Raw genomic sequence first — 21,949 nt, forward strand, 5'->3', positions numbered from 1 at the left:
CGCCCGCATCGGGCATAGCGGGCACGGCTATGACCTGGAGTGTAGAGCGAGATTGCCCGCAGTGCCCGCCCTTGCGGACAACGTCCACCTGCTCGCGGCACAGTCGTCCTGCCCGGCCGCTCAGGCCGACGGTAGCTAAGGAGAGGAACGTATGGACAAGACCAGGACGATCAGCCGCAAGCTGGGCCGTGCCGCGCTTTTCAGTCTGGTGCGCGGCGCCTGCTGGGCCGTGGGCTCCGCGCTTGTTGCGGGCATCGTGTGGTGGGTGCAGCACTTGTAATCCTAGAAGACGCACGCGTGGGGCCCGGCTCGACTTCGGGCCTCACGTTCTGGCTGGACATCAACCGGAGGCTTCCCCCTGAAGTGTTACGTGCAGGGTGTGATGGAGGCCTTGCCCGGTGGACACACTTCACGCTCACAGGGTCACGGGAGGGCAAAATGCTCCGCGAGGTCCTCGCCCGCGTGTACGGGACCTTGCACTGGGGAGCACACATGGAGCATCTCAGGCCCGGATCCGGGCCTCGCGCCTCGTCTGTTCGACTCGCGCACCCCGTTTGAACTGGGGTTTTGTGGCGCACCCGGCAGGATTCGAACCTGCGGCCATCGGATTAGAAGTCCGGTGCTCTATCCACTGAGCTACGGGTGCCTGATTCAATTGTCGCCCGCTGTGGCCGGCCGCGATCACGTCGTTACCCGTGGTCCGCTGGTGTTTCCGCATGTCGGAAGCGCCGGGGGCTGGGGTGCGGCCTACGGTCGGGAGGATCCCCGTGTCGTGGCGCCTGTGGCGTACTGGTCAGACATTCTAGGGTATTCGTCAGATCTCGCCCACAGGCGGGCAAAGCCTCACCAACTACGGTGATTCGTAGTTGTCTCTCGTTACCACTCGCGTTCCACCAAACCGGTCGCTAAGGGCCCCGCGCACCACGTTACCGGTGATTAACTCCTGGTGCTGCGCTGCCCCGCTGGCGTTTCGTGATGTGTTCGGCCTGGCTGGGGGGCGGTGGGTCGAGAGGGTCAGAAGAACCACCACTGACCTGCAAGGATGACGGTGAGGATCCACATGTGCAGCACGCGGAGCCTCCCGTGATTGGCTGACTACTCTGTGTTTTGTAGTGACTACACAGAGTAACAATTCTGGGATTGCCAGGCATGGGGGCTGTTCAGGGGTGTTGCCGGCGCGGCTACCGTGGTGGCGTGCGAAGTCTGGGTTTGGTGGCGGGATTCCTGCTCGACGCGACGGTGCCGGATCCTCCGCGGGGGCATCCGGTGGCGCTGTTCGGCCGTGCCGCCGGTTGGTGGGAGCGGCGGATCTACCGGGATGACGAACTCAGCGGGGCCGCCTATGCGGTGTCGGCGGTCGCTCCCGTGGTGGCGCTCGGGGCGATGGCCGAACGCGGGGGTGCCCCCGCCACGGCGGCCGCCACGTGGGCGACCCTCGGCGGCAGCATGCTCGCCAGGGAAGCGGAGGGGATCGCCCGGGCTTTGGAGTCCGGAAACCTGGAGGAAGCCCGAGCACTGGTGCCGCGGCTGTGCGGACGCGATCCCGCCGGGCTGGACGAGGCGGGCATCGCACGCGCCGTCGTGGAGTCGGTCGCCGAGAACACCTCGGACGCGGTGACGGGTCCATTGGTGTGGGGTGCCCTGGCCGGCGTGGGCGGGTTGGCGGGGTTCCGAGCGGTGAACACGCTGGACGCCATGGTCGGCCACAAGAGCGCGCGCTACCGGCGGTTCGGGGCCGCGTCGGCCCGACTGGACGACATCGGCGGCTGGGGACCCTCGCGGCTGACCGCCATGCTGGCGGTCCTGGCGGCTCCCGTCGTGGGCGGCGACGTCGGCCGGGCCTGGCGGGTCTGGCGCAGGGACGGCCACCGGCACCCCAGTCCCAACTCCGGGCAGTGCGAGGCCGCCTTCGCCGGGGCACTCGGGCGGACGCTGGGCGGGGTGAACGTCTATCAGGGGCGTGAGGAGCGGCGCCCGGTGATGGGGGAGGGGCCCGTGGTGGACACCGCCGACATCCGGCGGGCCGTCCGGCTGGCCCGGGCGGTCAACGTCGGGGCGCTGGCGGTGGCGGCCGGCGTGGCGCACGGCCGCGGGTAGTCCTCACACCGACGGCCTCACCTCCCCCGAACCACACCCACGACTTCACGCCCACCACACCGCACCCCCACGCCTACGACGCCACACCCACGCGCCCCCGGGCCCGACGGCCCGGGGAGGCGCGGGTCACGCGGCGAGGCTGCGCGCGTAGTTGACCTGCTGGTTGATGTGGAAGGCCGCGCCCGGATTGCTGACCGGGATCGAGGTCGCGTGGTAGTGGCCGTGCCCCTGGACGGTCACCTGCACGTGGCCGGACGTCTTCTGGTCCTTGACCAGGAGGAACAGCAGCCCCAGGAGGCAGGTCCACCAGAAGATGAGGATGGCGACGATGACCGCCCAGGTCGGCGTGCTGCGCTCGGTGCGGCTCATGTCCGTGACCGTCCACACGGTTCCCCTGATGGGGAAGCGGCCCGCCGGGGTGATCACCATGTTCTGGGAGATGGCGATGTCGCCGATGGTGGCGACCGGTGTTTCGTCGGGCATCGGGTGTCCGGCCGGCTGGTAGCCGCCGGTGCCGTAGGGCTCGAGTGCGCCGCCGTGGTGCTGTTCTGGGGGAAGGCCCCATCCGGGGGTCTCGCCGCCGGGCTGCTGCCAGGGCTGGCCCGGGCCGGGTTCGGGGTGCTGGTTCATGCGCCGATTGTGTCAAAGAGCCCTGAGCTGTAGGGCGGTCCCGCGCGAATCGTCGGTGCGCCCGCCCAGATGGGCCCAGGTGCGGCGCCGAAGTCGTGGCCGGATGTGGCCAATCACGACTCCTCGTGTCGGTGTCGGCGCGTGCGGTGCCGGCGCGATCGCGGCTGGATGTGGCGCTCGTCACTTCAAACCGGCGGATTCTCCCGTCGCCGGACCTGGCCCGGCAGGAAACGTGAAACTCTTTCGCAGTTTGCCTACCCGTACGTAATATTCCGCTGATCCATCGCCCGCACCCCCAGGTGGTGAAGCACGTGAGACCCCCGTACCCCCGACGGCTCCGCACGGGCGCCGCAGGCGCCGCTCTGCTCGTGGCGGCGGCGACCGCCGCCACGCTTCCGAGCACGCCCGCGGCCGCCGAACCCCCACCCGACTACTGCGCCCCCCACGGCTGCCACGACATCCTCCCCCCGGGGCAGAACGGCAGCGCGACCCTCGTCGAGATCCTCGGCCACCAGGCCTTCGGCACCCGCCCCCGGCACTCCTCCAGCCAGCTCGACATGTACGACGACCTCGTGCACCACTACGACGGCCTCACCGAGGAGGGCCTGGACGACTTCTTCCTCGACGCCGGCTTCGGCGTCGACTCCGACGACGTGGGCCGCCGGTACCAGCCGCGCGAGGACGTCACCATCACCCGCGACAGGGGCCACGGCATCCCGCACGTCGAGGGCACCACGCGCGAGGGCACCATGTACGGCGCCGGCTACGCCGCCGCCGAGGACCGCCTCTTCCTCATGGACGTGCTCCGCCGTGTCGGCCGCGGCGAACTCACCCCCTTCGCCGGGGGCGCGGAGGGCAACCGGGCCCTGGAACAGGACCTCTGGCGGACCGCGCCCTACACCGAGGAGGACAAGCAGGCGCAGATCGACCGCGTCGCCGCGTCCGGCGACCGCGGGGCCCAGGCCCTGGCCGACGTCGACGCCTACCTGGAGGGTGTCAACGCCTACATCGAGGAGGCCGACGGCGACCGCACCTTCCCCGGCGAGTACGTCCTGACCGGCCACAAGGACGCCATCACCAACGCCGGCGAGATCGAGCCCTTCACCCCCACCGACGTGGTCGGCATCGCGGCCATGGTCGGCGGCATCTTCGGCGGGGGCGGAGGCGGCGAGGTCCGCGCCGCCATCGTGCGCGCCAACTTCCTGGACCGCTACGGCCCGGAGGAGGGCGCGGAACTCTACGCCGCCTGGCGCACGGAGAACGACCCCGAGGCGGTGGTCAGCGTCGACGGCGAGTTCCCCTACGCCCAGACCCCCGACGACCCCGTCGGCGAAGTCGTGCCCGATCCCGGGTCGGTCGAGCCCTACGGCATCGTCCACGACGAGCACGGCTCCGCGGCCGACGAGACGACGGCCGAACCCCTGGCCGACGCCGTCGACGAGCCCGCCGCGCCGGAGGACCCGGCCGAGCCGCCCACCTTGGACGACCTCAGCGCCGCCGACCAGGACGAACTCGACCAGATGGTGGAGGACGGCGACCTGTCGGAGGCCGAGGGCCTGTTCAACGACGGCGTCCTGCCCGACGGCTTCCTCGACCCCCGCGGCATGTCCAACGCCCTCCTGGTCTCCGGCGAGCACACCGAGAGCGGCAACCCCGTCGCCGTCATGGGCCCGCAGACCGGGTACTTCTCGCCGCAGCTGCTCATGCTCCAGGAACTCCAGGGGCCGGGCATCAGTGCCCGCGGCGCCTCGTTCGCCGGGGTGAGCTTCTACGTCCAGATGGGCCGCGGAGTCGACTACGCCTGGAGCGCCACCTCGGCCGGCCAGGACCTCACCGACACCTTCGCCGTGGACCTGTGCGAGACCGACGGCTCCACCCCCTCCACCGACTCGCGCGGCTACGTCGACTCCTCCGGTGACTGCGTCGCCTTCGAGGAGCTCAGCGTCACCAACGAGTGGTCGCCGACCGTCGCCGACCAGACCCCGGCCGGCGGCTACACGCTCACCTCCCTGCGCTCGGAGTTCGGACTCGTCGAGTCGTTCGCCACCGTGGACGGCGATCCCGTGGCGTTCACGTCGCTGCGCTCCACGTACCGGCACGAGGTCGACTCCATCATCGGCTTCCAGCGGTTCAACGACCCCGGCGAGATCACCTCGGCCGCGTCGTTCCAGGACGCCGCGCACGACATCGGCTACGCCTTCAACTGGCACTACGTCGACGACGAGGACATCGCGTTCGTGAACTCCGGCGCGAACCCGGTCCGGGTCGAGGGCACCAACCCCACGATGCCCATCGACGCCTACGCCGGCGCGGGCTGGTCGGGCTGGGACCCCGAGACCAACGACGCCGACCTGCACCCGAAGGAGGACCACCCGCGGGCCGTCAACCCGGACTACATCGTCAACTGGAACAACAAGCCCGCGCAGGGCTACACCTCCGGCTGGTCCACCGGCTCGGTCCACCGGGGCGACCTGCTCGACTCCCGGGTGTCCGCGCTGGTCGAGGACGGACACGCGTTCACCACGGCCTCCCTGACCCGGGTGATGATGGAGGCCGGGACGGCCGACCTGCGTGCCCAGGAGGTCCTGCCGCGGCTGCTGGAGGTGATCGACGCCCAGGAGGTGGACGATCCCGACCTGGCCGCGACCGTGGCGGAGCTGCGGGCCTGGCACGAGGCGGGGTCGCTGCGCCGCGAGCCCCGGCGCGACGCCGGGTACTACGAGCACGCCGACGCCATCCGGGTGATGGACGCGTGGTGGCCGGAGCTGGTGCGTGCCCAGTTCGAGCCGGGCCTCGGCGAGGACCTGTACGCCGAACTGACCCGCGCGGTCCAGGTGGACGAGTCCCCATCGGGCTCGATCGGCGGCGGTGAGGCCGGCAGTGTCAACCAGGCGCAGCCGCACCGCGGGTCGGCCTTCCAGTACGGCTGGTGGTCCTACGTCGACAAGGACCTGCGCACGGTGCTCGGCGAGGACGTCCAGGGCCCGCTGGGCGGTGAGGCCTACTGCGGGGACGGCGATCCCGACGCGTGCCGCACCGTCCTGCTGGACAGCCTGGCCGAGGCCGCCGCGGTCCCCGCGGGCGAGGTCTACCCGGGTGACGCGCACTGCTCGGCCGGTGACCAGGTCTGCGCGGACGCGGTGATCCACCAGGCGGTCGGCGGGATCGGCATGTGGCCGATCGCGTGGCAGAACCGGCCCACCTACCAGATGGTCTACCAGTTCTCCGGTGGCCGTTAGGGGGCGGTGCGGCCGTGGCCGGGTCCCGTGGAGGACCCGGCCACGGCCTTCTGTATCGCCTAGGCGTCGGATGTCGACGGCGCACGGGATTCAGGTGCTTCGTCGGGCTTGTGTGGGTAGCGTAAGGATTACCCGATACGTAGCGGGAGGGCCCAAGGACAATGCCCGCTTGGCTGATCTGGATCATCCTGGCCGTCGCCCTCGGAGTCGCCGAGGCGCTGACGCTGACGTTCGTGCTGGGCCTCGTCGCGGTGGCCGCCCTGGTCGCCGGACTCCTCGGTGCCATCGGCCTGCCCGTGGTCGTGCAGATCATCGGCTTCGCGGCCACGTCCGCCGCCGGCATCATCCTCGTCCGGCCCATCATGCAGCGGCAGATGCGCAGGGAGCCGGACGCGCGCTCGGGAACCGCCGCGCTCATCGGCCGGTCCGGGGTCGTGCTCCAGGAGGTCGACGGGGACAAGGGGCTGATCAAGCTCTCCGGAGAGGAGTGGTCGGCACGGTGTATCGACGAGGACCTCGTGATCCCGATCGGCGCGCACGTGGACGTCATGGAGATCGACGGGGCCACGGCGGTGGTCTACCCGCGTGAGGCCCTGCCCGAGTCCCACACTCCCGAGCCATAGCCACGACCCCGAGACCAGGTGTCCGACATGATCGATCCGGCAATCCCTCTCATCATCCTCGCCGTCCTCTTCGTCGCGATCGCGCTGTCCGCGATCAGGATCGTTCCGCAGGCGAGGGCGTACAACATCGAACGGTTCGGCCGCTACACCAGGACGCTCAACCCCGGCCTGAACTTCATCATCCCGGGGGTCGACCGGGTCAACACCAAGTTCGACCTCCGTGAACACGTCTTCACCTCCCGGCCGCAGCCGGTGATCACCGAGGACAACCTGGTCGTCAACATCGACACCGTCCTCTACTACCAGATCACCCAGCCCAAGGCCGCGGCCTACGAGGTCGCCAACTTCCTCCAGGCGATCGACCAGCTCACCGTCACCACGCTGCGCAACGTCATCGGCTCGATGGACCTGGAGAAGACCCTGACCTCCCGCGAGGAGATCAACACCCGGCTCCGCGGCGTCCTGGACGACACCACCGGCAAGTGGGGCATCCGCGTCAACCGGGTCGAGATCAAGGCCATCGACCCGCCGCCCACCATCAAGGAGGCGATGGAGAAGCAGATGCGGGCCGACCGCGACAAGCGGGCGGCGATCCTGCACGCCGAGGGTGAGCGCCAGGCCCGGATCCTCAAGGCGGAGGGCGCGCGGCAGCAGGCGATCCTGGAGGCGCAGGGTGACCAGCAGGCGGCGATCCTGCGGGCCGACGGTGAGGCCAAGGCCGTGGAGCGCGTCTTCCAGGCCGTGCACGCCAACAACGCCGACGCCAAGCTCCTGGCGTACAAGTACCTGGAGACGCTGCCCAGCCTGGCCCAGGGCGAGGGCAACACGTTCTGGGTCATCCCCGGTGAGCTCACCGAGGCGGTCAAGAACGTCACCCACGCCTTCGCCGGGGACGCCGCGCAGGCCCGACCCTCCACGGAGAAGGACGGCCGGGAGAGGGAGGAACGCGGCCCGGCCGAGATCACGGGACCGGACCCCGCGCAGTCCGCGTCGGCCCAGGCCGCCGTGGACGCGGCCGAACAGGCGGAGAAGGCGGTGGCCGACGCCCGCGACGACGTCCGCAGGGCGGGCGCCAGGGCGGGGTCGATGCCCGAGCCCCGCGAGGAGCCCTAGACCGAGGAATCCTTGGCCGGGGCGCCCTGGGCGAAGAGCCCCGGCCGGGGTGCCGCGGCCTCCGGGCGGGGTGACGGGCGGGACCGGCCGGGCGGCGTGCGCCCGGCCGATCCGTACCGGGTCAGGTGAGCAGCAGCTTGCCGGTCGTGCGCCGCTCGGCCAGGTCGGTGTGGGCCCGGCCCGCCTCGGCCAGCGGGTAGCGCCCGCCGACGCGCACGTCCAGACGCCCCGCGCCCACCAGCGCGAACAGGTCGCGGCACCGGCCCAGCAGCTCCTCGCGATCGGCGACGAAGTAGGCGAGCGAGGGCCGGGCGAGGTACACCGATCCCGCCGCGTTGAGCCGCTGCGGGTCCACGGGCTCCACCGCCCCGCTGGCCTGGCCGAACAGCGCGAGCATGCCGCGCGGGCGCAGTGACGCCAGGCTCGCGTCGAACGTGTCCCGTCCGACGCCGTCGTACACCGCGGCCACGCCCTCGCCGCCGGTCAGGTCGCGCACCGACTCGGCCACCGGGCTCTCGGTGTAGCGGATCACCTCGTCCGCGCCCGCCGCGCGCGCCACGCGCTCCTTCTCCTCCGTGGACACGGTGCCGATCACGCGGGCGCCGCGCTCCTTGGCGAGCTGGGTGATCAGAAGACCCGTCCCACCGGCGGCCGCGTGCACCAGGACCGTGTCGCCCTCGGCCACCGGGTGCACCGAGTGCGTGAGGTAGTGCGCCGTCAGGCCTTGGAGGAACAGGGCCGCCGCCTGGTCGGCGGAGACGTCGTCCGGCAGCGGAACGAGCAGGCCGGCGCTGACCACGGCACGGTCGGCGTATGCGCCGGGGGCCATGGCCCAGCCGACCCTCTGGCCCACCGACAGGTCGGTGACGCCCTCACCCACGGCGGCGACCACCCCGGCGGCCTCCATGCCCGGGACGAACGGGAGCGGGACGTCGTAGGCCCCGCTGCGCTGGTAGATGTCGATGAAGTTGACCCCGCGCGACTCCACGTCCACGAGGGCCTGGCCGGGTCCGGGGGCCGGATCCGGCCGCTCCGTCAGCCGCAGGACCTCGGGTCCGCCGTGTTCCTCGATGACGATGGCGCGCATGGTCCACCTCTCCTCGTCTGGTCCGTTTCCCGCATCATGGCAGTACGGACGGCTCGCCCGACAGTACGGGCCGCCCGACAGTACGGCCCCCGCGTCCGCGGCGACCCGCTCTGGCCCCGGTCCTACTCCTCCGCCACGATCTCGTGCACCGAGAAGGCCGTGTAGAGCACCCCGAGCGGTTCGTTGCCCGGACCCGGCCGCGAGACGATACCGACGCGGCGGCGGTCCTCGGTCTCCTCGGCGTCGTCGGGCAGGGGGTCGGTGTCGACGGTCGTCAGGGCGTGCTCGCCGTTGACCCACATGGACAGTTCCATGACGGTGTCGCCCTCGTCGCTCTCCTGCAGGGCGCACGAGAGCGAGACGGTGTTGGTGGAGACGGACTCGACGTCGAAGTCGTAGGGGCCACCGCTCGCCCCGTCCCCGACCTGGTCGCGCGCCGACTCGTCGAAGAGGGGGTAGGGCTCGTAGGCGGGCACCTCGGTGGTCTGGCTGAGGGTGAGGTCGCCCTCGCCCTCGTGCATGCGGCGGATCTCGGCGCGCTCGCCGTCGTAGCGCAGCAGTGCCTCGTACTGGCTGCGGTACTCCTCGCCGTCGTTGTCCCAGCAGCGCACCCCCACCGTCGCCTGCTCGGGCCCCTCGACCACGTACGCGGTGGCGCTCACCAGCACCTGGTCGGGCAGGGGTTCGTCGCGCTCCAGCGGAACCACCTCGCCCCGGCTGGGCCCGTCCTCGGGGTCGAGCGTCAGCACCACACCGCTCTGCTCGGCCCAGTAGCCGTCCGATTCCCCGACCTCGAACTCGTTGGTGGTCCAACCGGGATCGGTGGTGAAGTCGGTGTTGTAGATGGAGACGGTGTTCTCCGGGACCGGGGTGTCCTGACTGACCCAGAACACCGTTCCCGCCGCGGCCACCAGGACGAGGGCTCCCACGGCCCCGCCGACCACCACGAGTCTCCTGCGCGCGCCACCGCTACCGGACCGGGGGCCGTCCCCGCCGGGACCGTTCGGCTGTCCCGGGCCGCCGGGGCCGCCGCCCGGGCCGCCGGGACCGACCGGGCCCGCGTGGGAGGAGAAACCGGTCTGTCCGTACGGAGGCGACTGCGCACCGTGCATCGGCTGGGCCACGGGCGGAGCCGGGTGCCCGCCCGAGGGCCCGTAGTACCCCGGCTGCCCCTGATAGCCCGGTTGAGCGTGCTGGGACTGCTGAGCCGGCTGACCCTGCTGAGCCGGGCCGCCGTACTGCCCGCCGGGCCCCTGCGGCGGGTGCCCGCCCTGGCCCCGGAGCTGCTCAGGCCCCGAGGGAGGCCGGCCCTGCGCGTGCTGCTGAACAGGGTGGACGGGGGAAGCCGGGGCGAGGGCGGGATCCGCGGCAGCGGACCGCTCCTGTACCGGTTCGATCCGGGTGGGCCGCTCGTGCGGCTGCTGCGACCGGGTGTCCTGCCCGCCGGACCCGCTCACGACGGGAGGCGCGGGCTGTTCCGACAGGGACCGCTCTGCTCGGGGCTCCGCCGCTCGGGGGCCGGCCACCGGAGAGACACCGTCCCGCGACTCCGCCGCCCCCGGCTCCACCGCTCCGGCGTCCGCCACCGGCGGCTCCGCTCCTTGTGACTCCGCCGCCTCGGACGCCTCCGGCTCCCGGCCGCGCGTCGCCGTCTCGGGCGGGGCGCCGGGGACAGGGGTGGAGGAGGGCGGTGCCCACGAGGTCGTGATGGTGCGGCGCACCTCCGCCTCCACCGGGTCCTCCTGCCCGACCAGCCGGGCGAGGATCTGCTGGGAGCTCGGACGGTTCTCCGGCTCCTTGTCCAACGCGGAGGAGACCAGGTCGTACAGGCTCGGGTCCAGGCCGTCGAGCCGTGGCGGCGCCGAGGAGATGTTGTGCAGGACGGCGGGCACCGTCGCGGCGTCGAAGGGCGCGCTGCCCGTCCCGGCGAAGGCGACCAGGCAGCCCCAGGCGAAGATGTCGCCCGCGGGGGTGGGCTGCCGACCCATGATCAGCTCGGGCGCCATGTAGGAGGGCGTGCCCATCAGCTGGCTGGAGCGGGTGACCGCGCCCCCGGTGCCGTCCAGGGCGCGGGCGATGCCGAAGTCGATGACCTTCGGCCCGACCGGTGAGAGTAGGACGTTGGCGGGCTTGAGGTCCCGGTGGATCACTCCGGAGCCGTGGATCGCTGTGAGGGCGGCGGCGACCCCCATCGCCAGGCTCTCCAGGGTGCCGCCGGCCATGGCCCCGTCCGCGCGGACGGCCTCGTCGAGGTTGGGGCCGGGCACGTACTCCGAGACGATGAAGAGGGGGTCGCCGTCCAGGCGCGCGTCGATCACGCCGGCGGTGGAGAAGCGGGCCACGCGGCGCGCGGACTCCACCTCACGGGCGAAGCGGCGGCGGAAGGCCTCGTCGTCGGCCAGGTCGGGGTGGATGAGCTTGACGGCGACGGTCCGGTCGGCGGCGTCCTTGGCGAGGTAGACGGTGCCCATGCCGCCGCGGCCGAGACGGCTGACGATGCGGTAACCGTCGAGTTCGCGCGGGTCCCCCGCGCGCAGGGGTTTGCCGCTCTGGTGGCCGTTCGACGTCACAGGTGGGGTCCCTCGTATGGATCGGGTGATGCGCGGCTAACAGCGTACCGAGGCCGACACGCCGTCTCGCTTCTGGTCTGGTGCGGATGGCAGGGGGTCAGCCGGTGAGGATCTCGTCCACGGCGAAGCTCTTGAAGAGGACACCGACGTTCTGGCCGATCGGCCCGGCGTCCATCACCAGGCCGAACTGGCGGACGGCGTCCGCGTCGGCGGCCTCCGCCGGGAGCCCGTCGTCCACGGCGTGCACCACGAGGCGGTCGTTGACCCAGGCCGACACCTCCACGCTGGGCGATCCGTCCTGCTCGTCCTCGACGTACTCGCACGCGAACGCCAGATTGTTGGTCACCTCGGGACCGTCCTCGCCCCGGAGCGCCGGGAAAGCCCGGTGGTCCCGCGCCGCGGAGCCGTCCGCCATGTCCTCCCAGGACTCGCTCTCGGCCGACCACCGCTGGACCGTCGCGCGCTCGCCGTCGAGGTTGACGAGCACCTGGTAGCTCCCGGAGTGGACGGGATCGTCCTGGGGGCCGTACCGCTCCCAGCAGAAGAGTCCGTACCGCGCCTGGCCGTAGCCCGTGACGGCGCGGACGTCGGTGCGGGCCATCAGCCGCTCGGGGACCGCGTTCTGCAGCGGCGGCGCCCAGGCCGTCGCGCCCTGGCTGTCGTGCACCTCCGGGTCGCGGACGAGCATGATGCCGCCCTCCACGGCCCAGTACCCGGATTCGTTGCTGTTCTCGGGGTGGTACAGGCCGAGGCCGGTCCAGTCGGGATTGTCCTCGAAGTCGTACTCGTGGATGGGGGCGGTGTCACTGGGCGGGCCGTCGCGGTCGACCAGGAGGAGGCCCAGTGCCGCGACCAGGAGCAGGACCGCGGCCCCGGCGGAGCCGGCCACGAGCAGGCGGCGGCGTCGAGCGTTCGAAGAGCCCGTGCCGGTGCCGGAGCCGCCTCGGTCCTCTGAGGGCTGTGAGGGCGACGAAGGCTGTGAGGACTGCGTGGGCGGTGATGGCTCGGAGACCGGCGGGTGCGCCGAGGGCTGTGAGGGCTGCGGGCGCTTGGAGGGCTCGGAGGGCGCCGGAGGCGGCGGATCCTCGGGCGCCGGGCGCGGTGGGGCGTCGCCCTGCGGTGGGCTCGGCGGGCCCGTGGAGGACCCCGCGGCGTTCGGAGACGGTGCGGCCTCAGGGCTGATCGGACCTTCGCCGGCCCTCTCCGGCCCGGAACCCGCGCCGCCCTCGGCGCCGAGCCCGGGCCAGGAGACGCCGATCGTGCGGGCGACGTCCGCCTCCGCGGGATCCGCCCATCCGACCAGCCGGTCCAGGAGCTGCTGCGAGGTGGGCCGGGACCGCGGGTCCTTGGCCAGCGCGTCGGCGACCGTCGCGCGCAGTGCCGGGTCCAGGCCGTCGAGCCGTGGCGCGGCGCTGGAGATGTTGTGCAGGATCCCGGGCACGGTGGCGGCGTCGAAGGGCGCGCTGCCGGTCCCGGCGAAGGCGACCAGGCAGCCCCAGGAGAAGACGTCGCCCTCCGGGGTCGGCGGCTGGCCCGCGATCAGCTCCGGTGCCATGTACGAGGGCGTGCCGATCAGCTGGCTGGACCGGGTGAGCCCGCCCCCGGCGTCGTCCATGGCGCGGGCGATACCGAAGTCGATCACTTTCGGACCCACGGGCGAGAGGAGGACGTTCGAGGGCGTGAGGTCGCGGTGGACGATGCCGGAGCGGTGCACGGCCGTCAGCGCCGCGGCCACGCCCACGGCCAGGGACTCCAGGATGCCGCCCCGCATGGGTCCGTCCGCGTGCACGGCCTCCGACAGGGTCGGCCCGGGCACGTACTCGGAGGCGATGTAGAGGACCTCGCCCTCCATCCGGGCGTCGACCACGGCCGCGGTGGAGAAGCGGGCCACGCGGCGCGCGGACTCCGCCTCGCGGGCGAAGCGCGCGCGGAAGGCCTCGTCCTCGGCGAGGTCGGGGTGGATCAGCTTGAGCGCGACACGGGTGCCCGTGGGGGACTCGGCGAGGTAGACGGTGCCCATGCCGCCCCGGCCGAGGCGGCCCAGGACGCGGTACCCGTCCAACTCGTGGGGGTCGCCCGCTCGCAGGGGTCCGGCGCTGTTCGACATCTGGGTGGGGGCCTCACAGGTCGTGGGGGTGCGGCCCAGCGTACTGACCGAGGAGGACACGCAGGGGGTTCTCGGGGCCGCGGACGGATCACCAGAGGTGATGCCGCGTGTGCGGAAACGGTTCCAAGCGCCCCTCGATTTCGCTAGTGTTAGAACACATGTTCGAAAGCTGCGGCGAACTTCCCCACGAGCAGTGTCCTGGCGGTGTGCGCCGGGTGCGGGAGTCGGTCGGTGTCGAGGGGAAGCGGGGAAGCGTCGTGGGACGGTACTACGGGTCGACGGTCTCGGTCGTGGAGGACCAGGGGCGTCCGCTCCGCTTCACGTGGAACGGCAGGGTGTACGGCGTGCGCCGGATCATCGACCACTGGGTCACCCTGCGGATGGACTGGACCCCGACGACCGAGCCCCAGGTGCCCGAGCGCCGGCACTGGCGGGTGGAGGCGGGCGCCCTGGAGGCGCAGGGCGTGTACGAACTGCTGCACGACACCGTGTCCGACCAGTGGCTGCTCTCGCGGGTGTGGGACTGAGCGGACTCAGAGCAGGTCGGCGGGCAGCAGGCTGTAGACGGCCAGGTGGGTGCGGCCCTCGTGCAGCGGCATGGCGTTGCGTTCGACGCCCTCGGGGGAGAAGCCGGCCCGGACGGCCACGCGCCGCGAGGCCGTGTTGCCGACCGCGGCCTTGAGCTCCACTCGCTGGAAGCCCTGGTCGACGGCCCAGCGGGAGACGGCCACGGCCGCCTCGGTCGCGTAGCCCCGGCCCCGTGCCCAGGGGGAGACGGCGTAGCCGATCTCGGTGATCATCGCGGGCCACTGCGTGCGCAACAGGCCGAAGGCGCCCACCAGGCGGCCGGACGCCTGTTCCACGGCCGCCCACTGCTGACCGTCACCGCTCGTCCGCAGCGCGGGCGCGGCCTCGCGGCACCAGTGCTCGGCGATCTCCCGGGTGTAGGGGACACCCGGGGCGGGGATGGGGACCCACCGCTGCACGGCCGGGTCCGAGTAGGTGCGGAACACGTCGTCGATGTCGGCCTCGACGAACGCGCGCAGCCGCAGTCGCTCCGTCTCCAGGATCACGGACGGCATCATCGGTCTGGTCTGGGTGTCGGTCACGCTGGCGGTCTCCCGGAACGGCGATGGGCTGCGCTCACGATACGCGGGCGGCCCCGGTGACCTGGCACGGGGCCGTCCCGCCAAGGTGGCGGCCGCGCAGGGCCCGGGAGACGGCCGTGATCGGTCCGCCACGAGGGCCGCCGCCGAGCGCGAGGGCGCCGCGGCCGGGCGGAGCGGAGCCGGGGAGAGTAGCCCTGCTGCCGGGGCGGAGCGGGGCCGGGGAGAGCGGCCCCGCGGCCGGGGCGGAGCAGGGCCGGGTCAGCCGCGGCCGCGGCCGGCGACGCGGTCGCGCACCAGGGCGTCGAACTCGGCGGCGAACGCGTTGCCCGGGCACTCGGTGGCCAACCAGTCGCGGTGCCGGGACAGGGTGTCGCCCGGCGTCCGGGCCCCGGTGTCGGGGTTGACGTAGGTGATCTCCGCGGCCGGGTCCAGGCCGGTGACCGCGCACAGCACGCGCAGGACCGCGACGAGCGAGTCCTGCGCCGCCCGGGTCGGGAGTGCGTCGGTGAAGTCGCCGAGCAGGCACACGCCCACGTTCGCGTGGTTGTAGCCGTACACGTGCCCGGCGGTCACCGAACGAGCGTCGCCGGGCCAGGGGCGGCCGGAGAAGACGGGCACGCCGTCCGGACCGGAGTGCCGACCCTCGTAGACCACCCCGTCCGGGTCGATGAGCACGTGGTAACCGATGTCGCCCCAACCCAGCTCGGCGGCGTGGTAGCGGTACACGCCGCGTACGTCGGCCGCGTGGTCGTCCGTGGTCGCCATGGCCGTGTGGTGCACCGTCAGCAGCTGTACCCGGTGGAAGACGGGCGCCCACAGGTCGTTGCCGTCCTCGTCGAAGCGCAGGGACTCGTCCGCGCCCCAGCCCGCCCGGGTCCGGAACCGCACCGGTCCGGGGGAGCGGCGCGCCCGCTCCGTATCAACGTCGGCGGCGACGGACAGTGTCGTCCGCTCGGGGCCGCCGAAGCGCAGCGGCTCGCCGTCGTGGAGATTCAGGGCCGACGTCCGGGCGTCCCCGTCGACCTCGTACCCGATCGCGCCCTCCGGCGCGCGGACGAGGGCGGAGGCGGTCGGCTCGCGGTCGTCCCGGCCCATGGTGTGCGGGTCGAGCGGTCGCCAGGGGCCGAGGCCGTCGGCGGTCTCGAACCGGATCGCGCCCGCGGGCGCGCCCACCGCACGCGCCACCGTCACCAGGTCGAAGCGCCGGTCGGGGCGGACGAGGCCGTCGCCGGACGCCGGTTCCGACAGGACACGGGGTACGGCCCGGTCGTCGGCGGCCGCGGCGGGCGAGGGAGCGGTGACCGGAGCGGCCACGGTGGTCAGCCCGGCGGCCGCGGTGGCTCCGGTGAGGAAGGTGCGTCGTCGCATCAGGACTCCGTCTCGTCGTGGCCGCTCCAGGGCCGCCGGGGCAGGGGAGGCGCTGTCAGACTGCCACAGCGCGGTGACGTGGGGTAGCCCCCTGGGGTGGATGGGAGCCGGGTTCGCCCATGAGAGTGCCGCCCCGGCGTGCTCTGGCACCACGACGCCGTCCTCTCCCGCCCGACCTGCGGTGGGCGGCGTGTGGTCCGTGGGGCGGAATGGGCTAGTGTGCCCTCGTTTCGAGGGGGAGTGTGGACATGGGCTATGACCTGCGGCATCACGGTGACGCCGAGACCGGTGACGGACTGCTGGACTTCGCCGTGAACGTGCGCGGGGCCGCGCCTCCCGCGTGGCTGGGGCGCCGCCTCGCCGACTCCCTGGCGCATCTGGGGGCCTATCCGGACCAGAGCGCGGCCCGGGACGCGGTCGCCCGCCGCCACGGCCGGGGCGCCGACGAGGTGCTGCTCACCGCGGGCGCCGCCGAGGCGTTCGTGCTGCTGGCGCGTGCTCTGGCCCCGGTCCGGGCCGTGGTCGTGCACCCCCAGTTCACCGAACCCGAGGCCGCCCTGTGCGCCGCCGGGCACACCGTGGGCCGGGTCCTGCTCGACCCCGACTTCACCCTCGACCCGGCCCTGGTCCCCGACGACGCCGACCTGGTCGTCCTGGGCAACCCCACCAATCCGACCTCCGTGCTGCACCCGGCCGGGACGCTGGCCGCCCTCGCCCGGCCCGGGCGTGTGCTCGTGGTCGACGAGGCCTTCGCGGACTGCGTCCCGGGTGAGCCCGAGTCCCTGGCCGGGCGCCGTGACCTGCCGGGACTGGTGGTGGTCCGCAGCCTCACCAAGACCTGGTCGCTGGCGGGGCTGCGCGCCGGGTACCTGCTCGCCGAACCCGCCCTGACCGCGCGCCTGGCCGCCGCCCAGCCCCTGTGGCCGGTCTCCTCCCCGGCGCTGGCCGCGATCGAGGCGTGCTGCTCCCCGTCGGCGGTCGCCGAGGCCGAAGCCTGGGCGGTGCGCCTGGCGGAGCGGCGCGAGGACCTGGCCGACGTGCTCCGGGCGGCGGGACTGTCCGTGCTTCCCGGCGCGCGGGGATCGTTCCTGCTGGTCAGAACGCCTGGAGCGGATCGGTTGCGCGAACGGCTGCGCGATCGGGGCGTGGCCGTCCGGCGGGGCGACACCTTCCCCGGGCTGGGGCCGGAATGGCTCAGGGTGGCCGTCCGGGAACCGGGGACCCACCGCGCGCTGGGGCGAACTCTGGCACAGTTGGTGGTGACTTGAGGCGCTCGGCGACCGTGCCGGGCCCGGTCGTCGGGGTCCGGGGGGACCCGTGCGGACGGGACGAACACCGCACACTACGCTTGACGGTCTCTATGCGGAGCAAACGGACCAGAGCGTGCGGGGGCGGTGAAGGGTGACGGTCGGCAGCATCCGGCGCGGCCACCGCGTGGCCGAGGACCTCCCTCGGCCGGGCGCCTCGCCGTCATCGCGCGGCGGGGGCCCACCTGGTTCGGCTGCGGCCCGAAGAGATGACGGGAGTCGTGCCGGGGCGCCGCACACCAGGGTGAGTATCCGCCGAAGACGCCCTCAGGGCAGCCGACACACCTCCACGGGGAGCGATCATGACCAACGATGACCGTGAGGACGCCAGGCGTGGCGAGCCCGCGCCGACGGCCGACAGCGGCCTCGGCGGGCTGCTCGACGGCCTGCCGGAGAGCGGCCGCGGCACCCGGGCCCAGCGCCCGCGCACGTCCGCCGGACCCGCCAACCCCTTCCGCCGACCGTCCGCGGCACCGGCCGAGCCCGTGCGCCCGGCGCCCAAGCCCGCCGAGCCCCGGGGCGCGCCGGCCCGTCTGCCCCTGCCCGCCGAGCCCACACCCTTAGCCGCGCCTGCCCCTGAGCCCGCGCAAGAAGCCGCCCCCGAGGCCGCACCCGCGCCCACCTCCGCGCCGGAGCCCCCTGCTCAGGCCGCACCCGCGTCCACCTCCGCGCCGGAGCCCCCTGCTCAGGCCGCATCTGCCCCCGAGACTGCGCGGCAAACCGCACCCGCGCCCGCCGAGGCCCCCGGAGCGCCTGCCCCCGCGCCTGAATCCGCTTCCCAGCCGGTGCCCGCCTCCCCGTCCGAGCCCGAAGCCGCGCCCGCGCCCACCCGTGCGTCCGACTCCGAGCCCGCCTCCACCGCTCAGCCCGCGGCTGCCGCTGCCCCCGCGCCCGCCGCCGCGCCGGAGGCCCCGCCCGAGCCGACCCCCGCTCCCACCTCCCGGCCCGCTCCTGGAGCCACGGCCGCCGGTGGGGCCGACCCGGCCGCACCGCCGTCCCACACGTCCCCGTCTCCCGCGCGGGGACCCGCCGTGGCGCCGGTGAGCGCACAGCGGCCCAACGTCATCCCCTTCCGCGGCGGCGACCGCGAGCCGGCGCCCGAGACCCGGGCCGCCGAGCCCGTTCACCGCCACCACCCCGCCTCGGCGCGCACCACCGCCGAACGGACACCGCCACCGCCCGACACAGCACCCGAGCCCGCGCGGACACGCGCCGCGGCACCCGAGCCGGAACAGAGCATGTACGCACACGAAGCAGCCGCGCCCGTCGACGAGCGCACCGGACCGCCGAGCCGTACCGGACCCCGGGCGGTCCCCGCCGAACAGGACCCGACCTCCGCGTCCCCCGCCGCCGGGCGGGCCGCCCCGTTCGACGACTGGGCCGGGCACGCCTTCGACGACGCCGAGCGCGACGCCGTCTACCGCGCCATCCGCGAGCGGCGCGACGTCCGCGTCGGGTTCCGGTCCGACCCCGTACCGGACGACGTCCTCACCCGTGTCCTGGAGGCCGCCCACCAGGCGCCCAGCGTCGGCCACGTCCAGCCCTGGGACTTCCTGGTCATCGACTCCCCCGACCTGCGCGCCCGCGTCCGCGACCTCGCCCAGGCCGAGCGCGACGACCACACGCGGTCCCTGCCCAGCATCCGCGCGCGGGCCTTCTCCGGGCTCAAGGTCGAGGCGATCCTCGACTCCCCGCTCAACATCGCCGTCACCGTCGACCCCACCCGCGGCGGCCGCCACGGCCAGGGCCGCCACGCCCAGCCCGCCAGCGCCGCCTACGCCGCGGCCCTGGCCGTCGAGAACCTGTGGCTGGCCGCCCGCGCCGAGGGCCTGGGCGTGGGCTGGGTCGGGTTCGTCGACGAGCGGGACGTCGCCGACGTCCTCGAACTGCCCTCCCACCTCGACGTCGTCGCCTACCTCTGCGTCGGCTACGTCGAGGAGTTCCCCACCGAGCCCGAACTCAGCCTCGCGGGCTGGGCCAAGGGGCGCCCCCTGTCCTGGGCGGTCCACCGCGACCGGTACGGTCACCGCGGTCTACCCGGCCAGGAGCCCACGAGCCTGCTGGAGGAGACCATCACCGCCATCGGAGGCCTGAACCCCCGTGCCGTGGAGGAGGCGAGGGACCGCCAGAACCGGATGACCAAGCCGCCGGGCTCCCTCGGGGTCCTGGAGGAGGTCTCGGTGCAGCTGGCCGGGCTCGCCGGGGAGTGCCCCCCGCCCATCCCCGAGCCCGCCGCCGTCGCCGTCTTCGCCGGCGACCACGGCGTCCACGCGCAGGGGGTGACCGCCTGGCCCCAGGAGGTCACCGCCCAGATGGTGCAGAACTTCCTGGAGGGCGGCGCGGTCGTCAACGCCTTCGCCGAGCAGGTCGGCGCGGAGGTCACCGTGGTCGACGTCGGCGTGGTGGGGGACCTGCCCCGCGCCGCCGGGCTGCTGCCCCGCAAGGTCGCGCGCGGCACCGCCGACTTCACCCAGGGTCCCGCGATGACCCGCGCCCAGGCCCTCCAGGCCCTGGAAGGCGGCATCGAGGTCGCCCGCGACCTCGTCTCGGCCGGGAACCGGTGCCTGATCACCGGGGACATGGGCATCGCCAACACCACGCCCGCGGCCACGCTCGTGTGCGCGCTCACCGGTGCGGACCCGGCCCGGGCCACCGGCCGCGGGACCGGTGTGGACGACGACATGCACGAGCACAAGGTGGAGGTCGTGCGGCAGGCCCTGGCCGCCAACCCCGTGGACCGCTCCGACCCCATCGGCGTCCTGGCCGCGCTGGGCGGCCTGGAGCACGCCGCCCTGGCCGGGTTCGTCCTCGGCGGTGCCGCCCTGCGCGTGCCCGTGCTGCTGGACGGCGTCATCGCCGGAGCGGCCGCGCTGGTCGCGTCGGCGATCTCGCCCGAGTCCATGTCCGCGTGCTTCGCCGGTCACCGCTCCAGCGAGCCCGGGCACACGATCGCGCTGGAACACCTGGGGCTGCGCCCGCTGGTCGACCTGGAGATGCGGCTGGGCGAGGGCTCGGGCGCCCTGCTGGCGCTGCCGCTCCTGCAGGGGTCGGCCCGCGCGCTGCGCAACGTCGCCACCTTCGACGACGCGGGCGTGTCCACCGTCCACTGACGGCCGGCACGACGGATCGCCGGAACCCGTCCGCGCCCGTCGGCCACGCGCGGGCCGGACGGGTGCGGGCGGGGTCGGGTGCGGGCGGGGTCACACTCGCCGTGCCGATCCGTTTACGCGTCCGTAATGGCGCTTTGACAAGGTAATTTGTAGCAATCGCGAAACATCGCCGGCGGCGCGGAGGACCCTCCGCCGCGCGCCCCGCCGTCGCCGCCGGGGAGCCGGCACGGACGACCGAAGGGGCGCGAACCATGACCTATCTCCTTGGTCTGCGCATGCAGGGCCGCGACGTCCTCGTCGTCGGCGGGGGCAGAGTCGCCCAGCGCCGGGTTCCAGTGCTGGTCGAGGCGGGTGCGCGCGTCACCCTCGTGGCCCCGGCCGTCTCCGCGGCGCTGGAGGACCTCGCCGCCGCGGGGCACATCACCTGGTCGCGCCGTGCCTTCGCGCCCGGCGACGTCGCCGGGGAGGGCGCGCCCGCCTACTGGCTCGTCCACGCGGCCACCGACGACCCCGACGTCAACGCGGCCGTGGCCGCCGAGGCCGAGGACGCGCGCGTGTGGTGCGTGCGCGCCGACGACCGGCACGCCTCCTCGGCCTGGACGCCCGCCAGCGGCAACATCGGCGACATCACCGTCGGCGTCGTCGCCTCGGGCGACCCCCGCCGGTCGGCGGGCCTGCGCGACGCCATCGCCGACGGTCTGGCCGACGGCACCCTCGACGCCCGGCGCGGCCGCGAGCGGCTCACGGGCGTGGCCCTCGTCGGCGGCGGCCCGGGTGATCCCGGTCTGATCACGGTTCGGGGACAACAACTGCTGTCCCAGGCCGACGTCGTGGTCGTCGACCGGCTCGCGCCGACCTCCCTGCTGGACCGTCTGGCCGCCGACGTCGAGATCGTCGACGCCGCCAAGATCCCCTACGGCCGGTCCATGACGCAGGAGGACATCAACGCCGTCCTCGTCGACCGCGCGCGCCAGGGCAAGTTCGTGGTGCGGCTCAAGGGCGGCGACTCCTTCCTCTTCGGACGAGGGGGAGAGGAGGCGGCCGCCTGCGCCGCCGCCGGGGTCCCGGTCATCGCGGTGCCGGGTGTGACCAGTGCGCTGGCGGCTCCCGCCAGCGCCGGGATCCCCGCCACCCACCGGGGCGTGGCCCAGGACGTGCACATCGTCTCGGCCCACGTGGCCCCCGACGACGAACGCTCCACCGTCGACTGGAAGGGCCTGGCCGCGGCGGGCGGTACCGTGGTGGCGCTCATGGGAGTGGAGCGGATCGAGGCGATCTCCGCCGCCCTCATCGCCCACGGCCGTTCGGAGGACACGCCCGTCGCCGTGGTCCAGGAGGCCACACTGCCAGGACAGCGAACAGTGACGGGTACGCTTGCGGGCATCGCTTCCGCGGTGCGATCGGCCAACGTTCGGCCCCCGGCGGTGGTGATCATCGGAGAAGTGGTCAAAACAGCGCGGGATCTTGACATACTGCACACGGGAACCCAGTTCGAGACCCATCGACAGGTGACCGGGCGCGATCTCCAGTGAGACCTCAGCCGGCGGTGTTCGTCGCCCGGACCGGCGGGGACCGTCAGCAGCGTTGAG

The 21,949-nt window shown here is 73.4% G+C and carries 15 protein-coding genes and 1 tRNA gene; 9 read left to right on the forward strand and 7 right to left on the reverse strand.

Annotated elements, in window-relative coordinates:
* Nucleotides 1-151: 151 nt before the first annotated feature.
* Nucleotides 152-280, forward strand: coding sequence for a hypothetical protein (locus HNR10_RS31815; RefSeq protein ID WP_281390154.1), 129 nt, complete (start codon nt 152-154; stop codon nt 278-280).
* A gap of 290 nt (nt 281-570) precedes the next feature.
* Here HNR10_RS31815 and HNR10_RS23285 read toward each other — a convergent pair.
* Nucleotides 571-646 (reverse strand) — tRNA-Arg (locus HNR10_RS23285).
* A 548-nt stretch (nt 647-1,194) separates the two neighbouring features.
* Here HNR10_RS23285 and HNR10_RS23290 point away from each other — a divergent pair.
* Nucleotides 1,195-2,097, forward strand: a complete 903-nt coding sequence (locus HNR10_RS23290) for a cobalamin biosynthesis protein (RefSeq protein WP_312889394.1) — start codon at nt 1,195-1,197, stop codon at nt 2,095-2,097.
* A 126-nt stretch (nt 2,098-2,223) separates the two neighbouring features.
* Here the strand turns inward: HNR10_RS23290 and HNR10_RS23295 are convergent, their stop codons facing one another.
* The gene (locus tag HNR10_RS23295; RefSeq protein ID WP_179826962.1) at nt 2,224-2,727 is read right to left on the reverse strand and encodes a hypothetical protein; all 504 of its coding nucleotides are present in this window, start codon (nt 2,725-2,727) and stop codon (nt 2,224-2,226) included.
* 368 nt (nt 2,728-3,095) lie between these two features.
* Between HNR10_RS23295 and HNR10_RS23300 the strand changes: the two genes are divergently transcribed.
* From HNR10_RS23300 to HNR10_RS23310, 3 genes are all read left to right on the forward strand, one after another.
* Nucleotides 3,096-5,966, forward strand: a complete 2,871-nt coding sequence (locus HNR10_RS23300; protein WP_376769801.1) for a penicillin acylase family protein — start codon at nt 3,096-3,098, stop codon at nt 5,964-5,966.
* Between the two features lie 161 nt (nt 5,967-6,127).
* Nucleotides 6,128-6,589 (forward strand): NfeD family protein, encoded by a 462-nt coding sequence (locus HNR10_RS23305; RefSeq protein ID WP_179826964.1) that lies wholly within the window; start codon nt 6,128-6,130, stop codon nt 6,587-6,589.
* A gap of 30 nt (nt 6,590-6,619) precedes the next feature.
* Nucleotides 6,620-7,702, forward strand: coding sequence for an SPFH domain-containing protein (locus HNR10_RS23310; protein WP_179829913.1), 1,083 nt, complete (start codon nt 6,620-6,622; stop codon nt 7,700-7,702).
* Between the two features lie 121 nt (nt 7,703-7,823).
* On the opposite strand, the gene HNR10_RS23315 is transcribed toward HNR10_RS23310, so the two are convergent.
* From HNR10_RS23315 to HNR10_RS23325, 3 genes are all read right to left on the reverse strand, one after another.
* The gene (locus HNR10_RS23315; RefSeq protein WP_179826966.1) at nt 7,824-8,789 is read right to left on the reverse strand and encodes a quinone oxidoreductase family protein; all 966 of its coding nucleotides are present in this window, start codon (nt 8,787-8,789) and stop codon (nt 7,824-7,826) included.
* 122 nt (nt 8,790-8,911) lie between these two features.
* Entirely contained in the window at nt 8,912-11,359 is a 2,448-nt protein-coding gene (locus HNR10_RS23320; RefSeq protein WP_179826968.1) for a serine/threonine-protein kinase, read from the reverse strand.
* A 97-nt stretch (nt 11,360-11,456) separates the two neighbouring features.
* Nucleotides 11,457-13,466 carry a serine/threonine-protein kinase gene (locus tag HNR10_RS23325; RefSeq protein WP_179829914.1) on the reverse strand — a complete coding sequence of 670 codons (2,010 nt, stop codon included), beginning with the start codon at nt 13,464-13,466 and terminating at the stop codon, nt 11,457-11,459.
* Nucleotides 13,467-13,624: 158 nt separating this feature from the next.
* Between HNR10_RS23325 and HNR10_RS23330 the strand changes: the two genes are divergently transcribed.
* Nucleotides 13,625-13,993 carry a DUF6504 family protein gene (locus tag HNR10_RS23330; protein ID WP_281390155.1) on the forward strand — a complete coding sequence of 123 codons (369 nt, stop codon included), beginning with the start codon at nt 13,625-13,627 and terminating at the stop codon, nt 13,991-13,993.
* Between the two features lie 6 nt (nt 13,994-13,999).
* Here the strand turns inward: HNR10_RS23330 and HNR10_RS23335 are convergent, their stop codons facing one another.
* Together HNR10_RS23335 and HNR10_RS23340 are read right to left on the reverse strand one after the other, a co-directional pair.
* Complete coding sequence (locus HNR10_RS23335) at nt 14,000-14,551, reverse strand: GNAT family N-acetyltransferase (protein WP_218898930.1); 552 nt, start codon at nt 14,549-14,551, stop codon at nt 14,000-14,002.
* A 282-nt stretch (nt 14,552-14,833) separates the two neighbouring features.
* Complete coding sequence (locus HNR10_RS23340) at nt 14,834-15,943, reverse strand: peptidoglycan recognition protein family protein (RefSeq protein WP_179826979.1); 1,110 nt, start codon at nt 15,941-15,943, stop codon at nt 14,834-14,836.
* Between the two features lie 248 nt (nt 15,944-16,191).
* Here HNR10_RS23340 and cobC point away from each other — a divergent pair, with 248 nt between their 5' ends.
* From cobC to cobA, 3 genes are all read left to right on the forward strand, one after another.
* Complete coding sequence (gene cobC / locus HNR10_RS23345; protein WP_179826981.1) at nt 16,192-17,211, forward strand: Rv2231c family pyridoxal phosphate-dependent protein CobC; 1,020 nt, start codon at nt 16,192-16,194, stop codon at nt 17,209-17,211.
* A gap of 341 nt (nt 17,212-17,552) precedes the next feature.
* The gene (gene cobT, locus HNR10_RS23350; RefSeq protein WP_179826983.1) at nt 17,553-20,360 is read left to right on the forward strand and encodes a nicotinate-nucleotide--dimethylbenzimidazole phosphoribosyltransferase; all 2,808 of its coding nucleotides are present in this window, start codon (nt 17,553-17,555) and stop codon (nt 20,358-20,360) included.
* A gap of 251 nt (nt 20,361-20,611) precedes the next feature.
* Nucleotides 20,612-21,892, forward strand: a complete 1,281-nt coding sequence (cobA, locus tag HNR10_RS23355) for a uroporphyrinogen-III C-methyltransferase (protein ID WP_179826985.1) — start codon at nt 20,612-20,614, stop codon at nt 21,890-21,892.
* Nucleotides 21,893-21,949 lie beyond the last annotated feature (57 nt).

This window comes from Nocardiopsis aegyptia, from assembly GCF_013410755.1.
Classification (GTDB): Bacteria; Actinomycetota; Actinomycetes; order Streptosporangiales; family Streptosporangiaceae; genus Nocardiopsis; species Nocardiopsis aegyptia.

Excerpts from the sequence above, each read along its gene's own strand:
- HNR10_RS23340 (WP_179826979.1), bottom strand. The coding sequence starts at position 15,943 with ATGCGACGACGCACCTTCCTCACCGGAGCCACCGCGGCCGCCGGGCTG.
- HNR10_RS23315 (WP_179826966.1), bottom strand. The coding sequence starts at position 8,789 with ATGCGCGCCATCGTCATCGAGGAACACGGCGGACCCGAGGTCCTGCGG.
- HNR10_RS23305 (WP_179826964.1), top strand. The coding sequence starts at position 6,128 with ATGCCCGCTTGGCTGATCTGGATCATCCTGGCCGTCGCCCTCGGAGTC.
- HNR10_RS23295 (WP_179826962.1), bottom strand. The coding sequence starts at position 2,727 with ATGAACCAGCACCCCGAACCCGGCCCGGGCCAGCCCTGGCAGCAGCCC.
- HNR10_RS23325 (WP_179829914.1), bottom strand. The coding sequence starts at position 13,466 with ATGTCGAACAGCGCCGGACCCCTGCGAGCGGGCGACCCCCACGAGTTG.
- HNR10_RS23330 (WP_281390155.1), top strand. The coding sequence starts at position 13,625 with ATGTTCGAAAGCTGCGGCGAACTTCCCCACGAGCAGTGTCCTGGCGGT.
- cobT (WP_179826983.1), top strand. The coding sequence starts at position 17,553 with ATGACCAACGATGACCGTGAGGACGCCAGGCGTGGCGAGCCCGCGCCG.
- cobA (WP_179826985.1), top strand. The coding sequence starts at position 20,612 with ATGACCTATCTCCTTGGTCTGCGCATGCAGGGCCGCGACGTCCTCGTC.
- cobC (WP_179826981.1), top strand. The coding sequence starts at position 16,192 with ATGGGCTATGACCTGCGGCATCACGGTGACGCCGAGACCGGTGACGGA.
- HNR10_RS23335 (WP_218898930.1), bottom strand. The coding sequence starts at position 14,551 with ATGATGCCGTCCGTGATCCTGGAGACGGAGCGACTGCGGCTGCGCGCG.
- HNR10_RS31815 (WP_281390154.1), top strand. The coding sequence starts at position 152 with ATGGACAAGACCAGGACGATCAGCCGCAAGCTGGGCCGTGCCGCGCTT.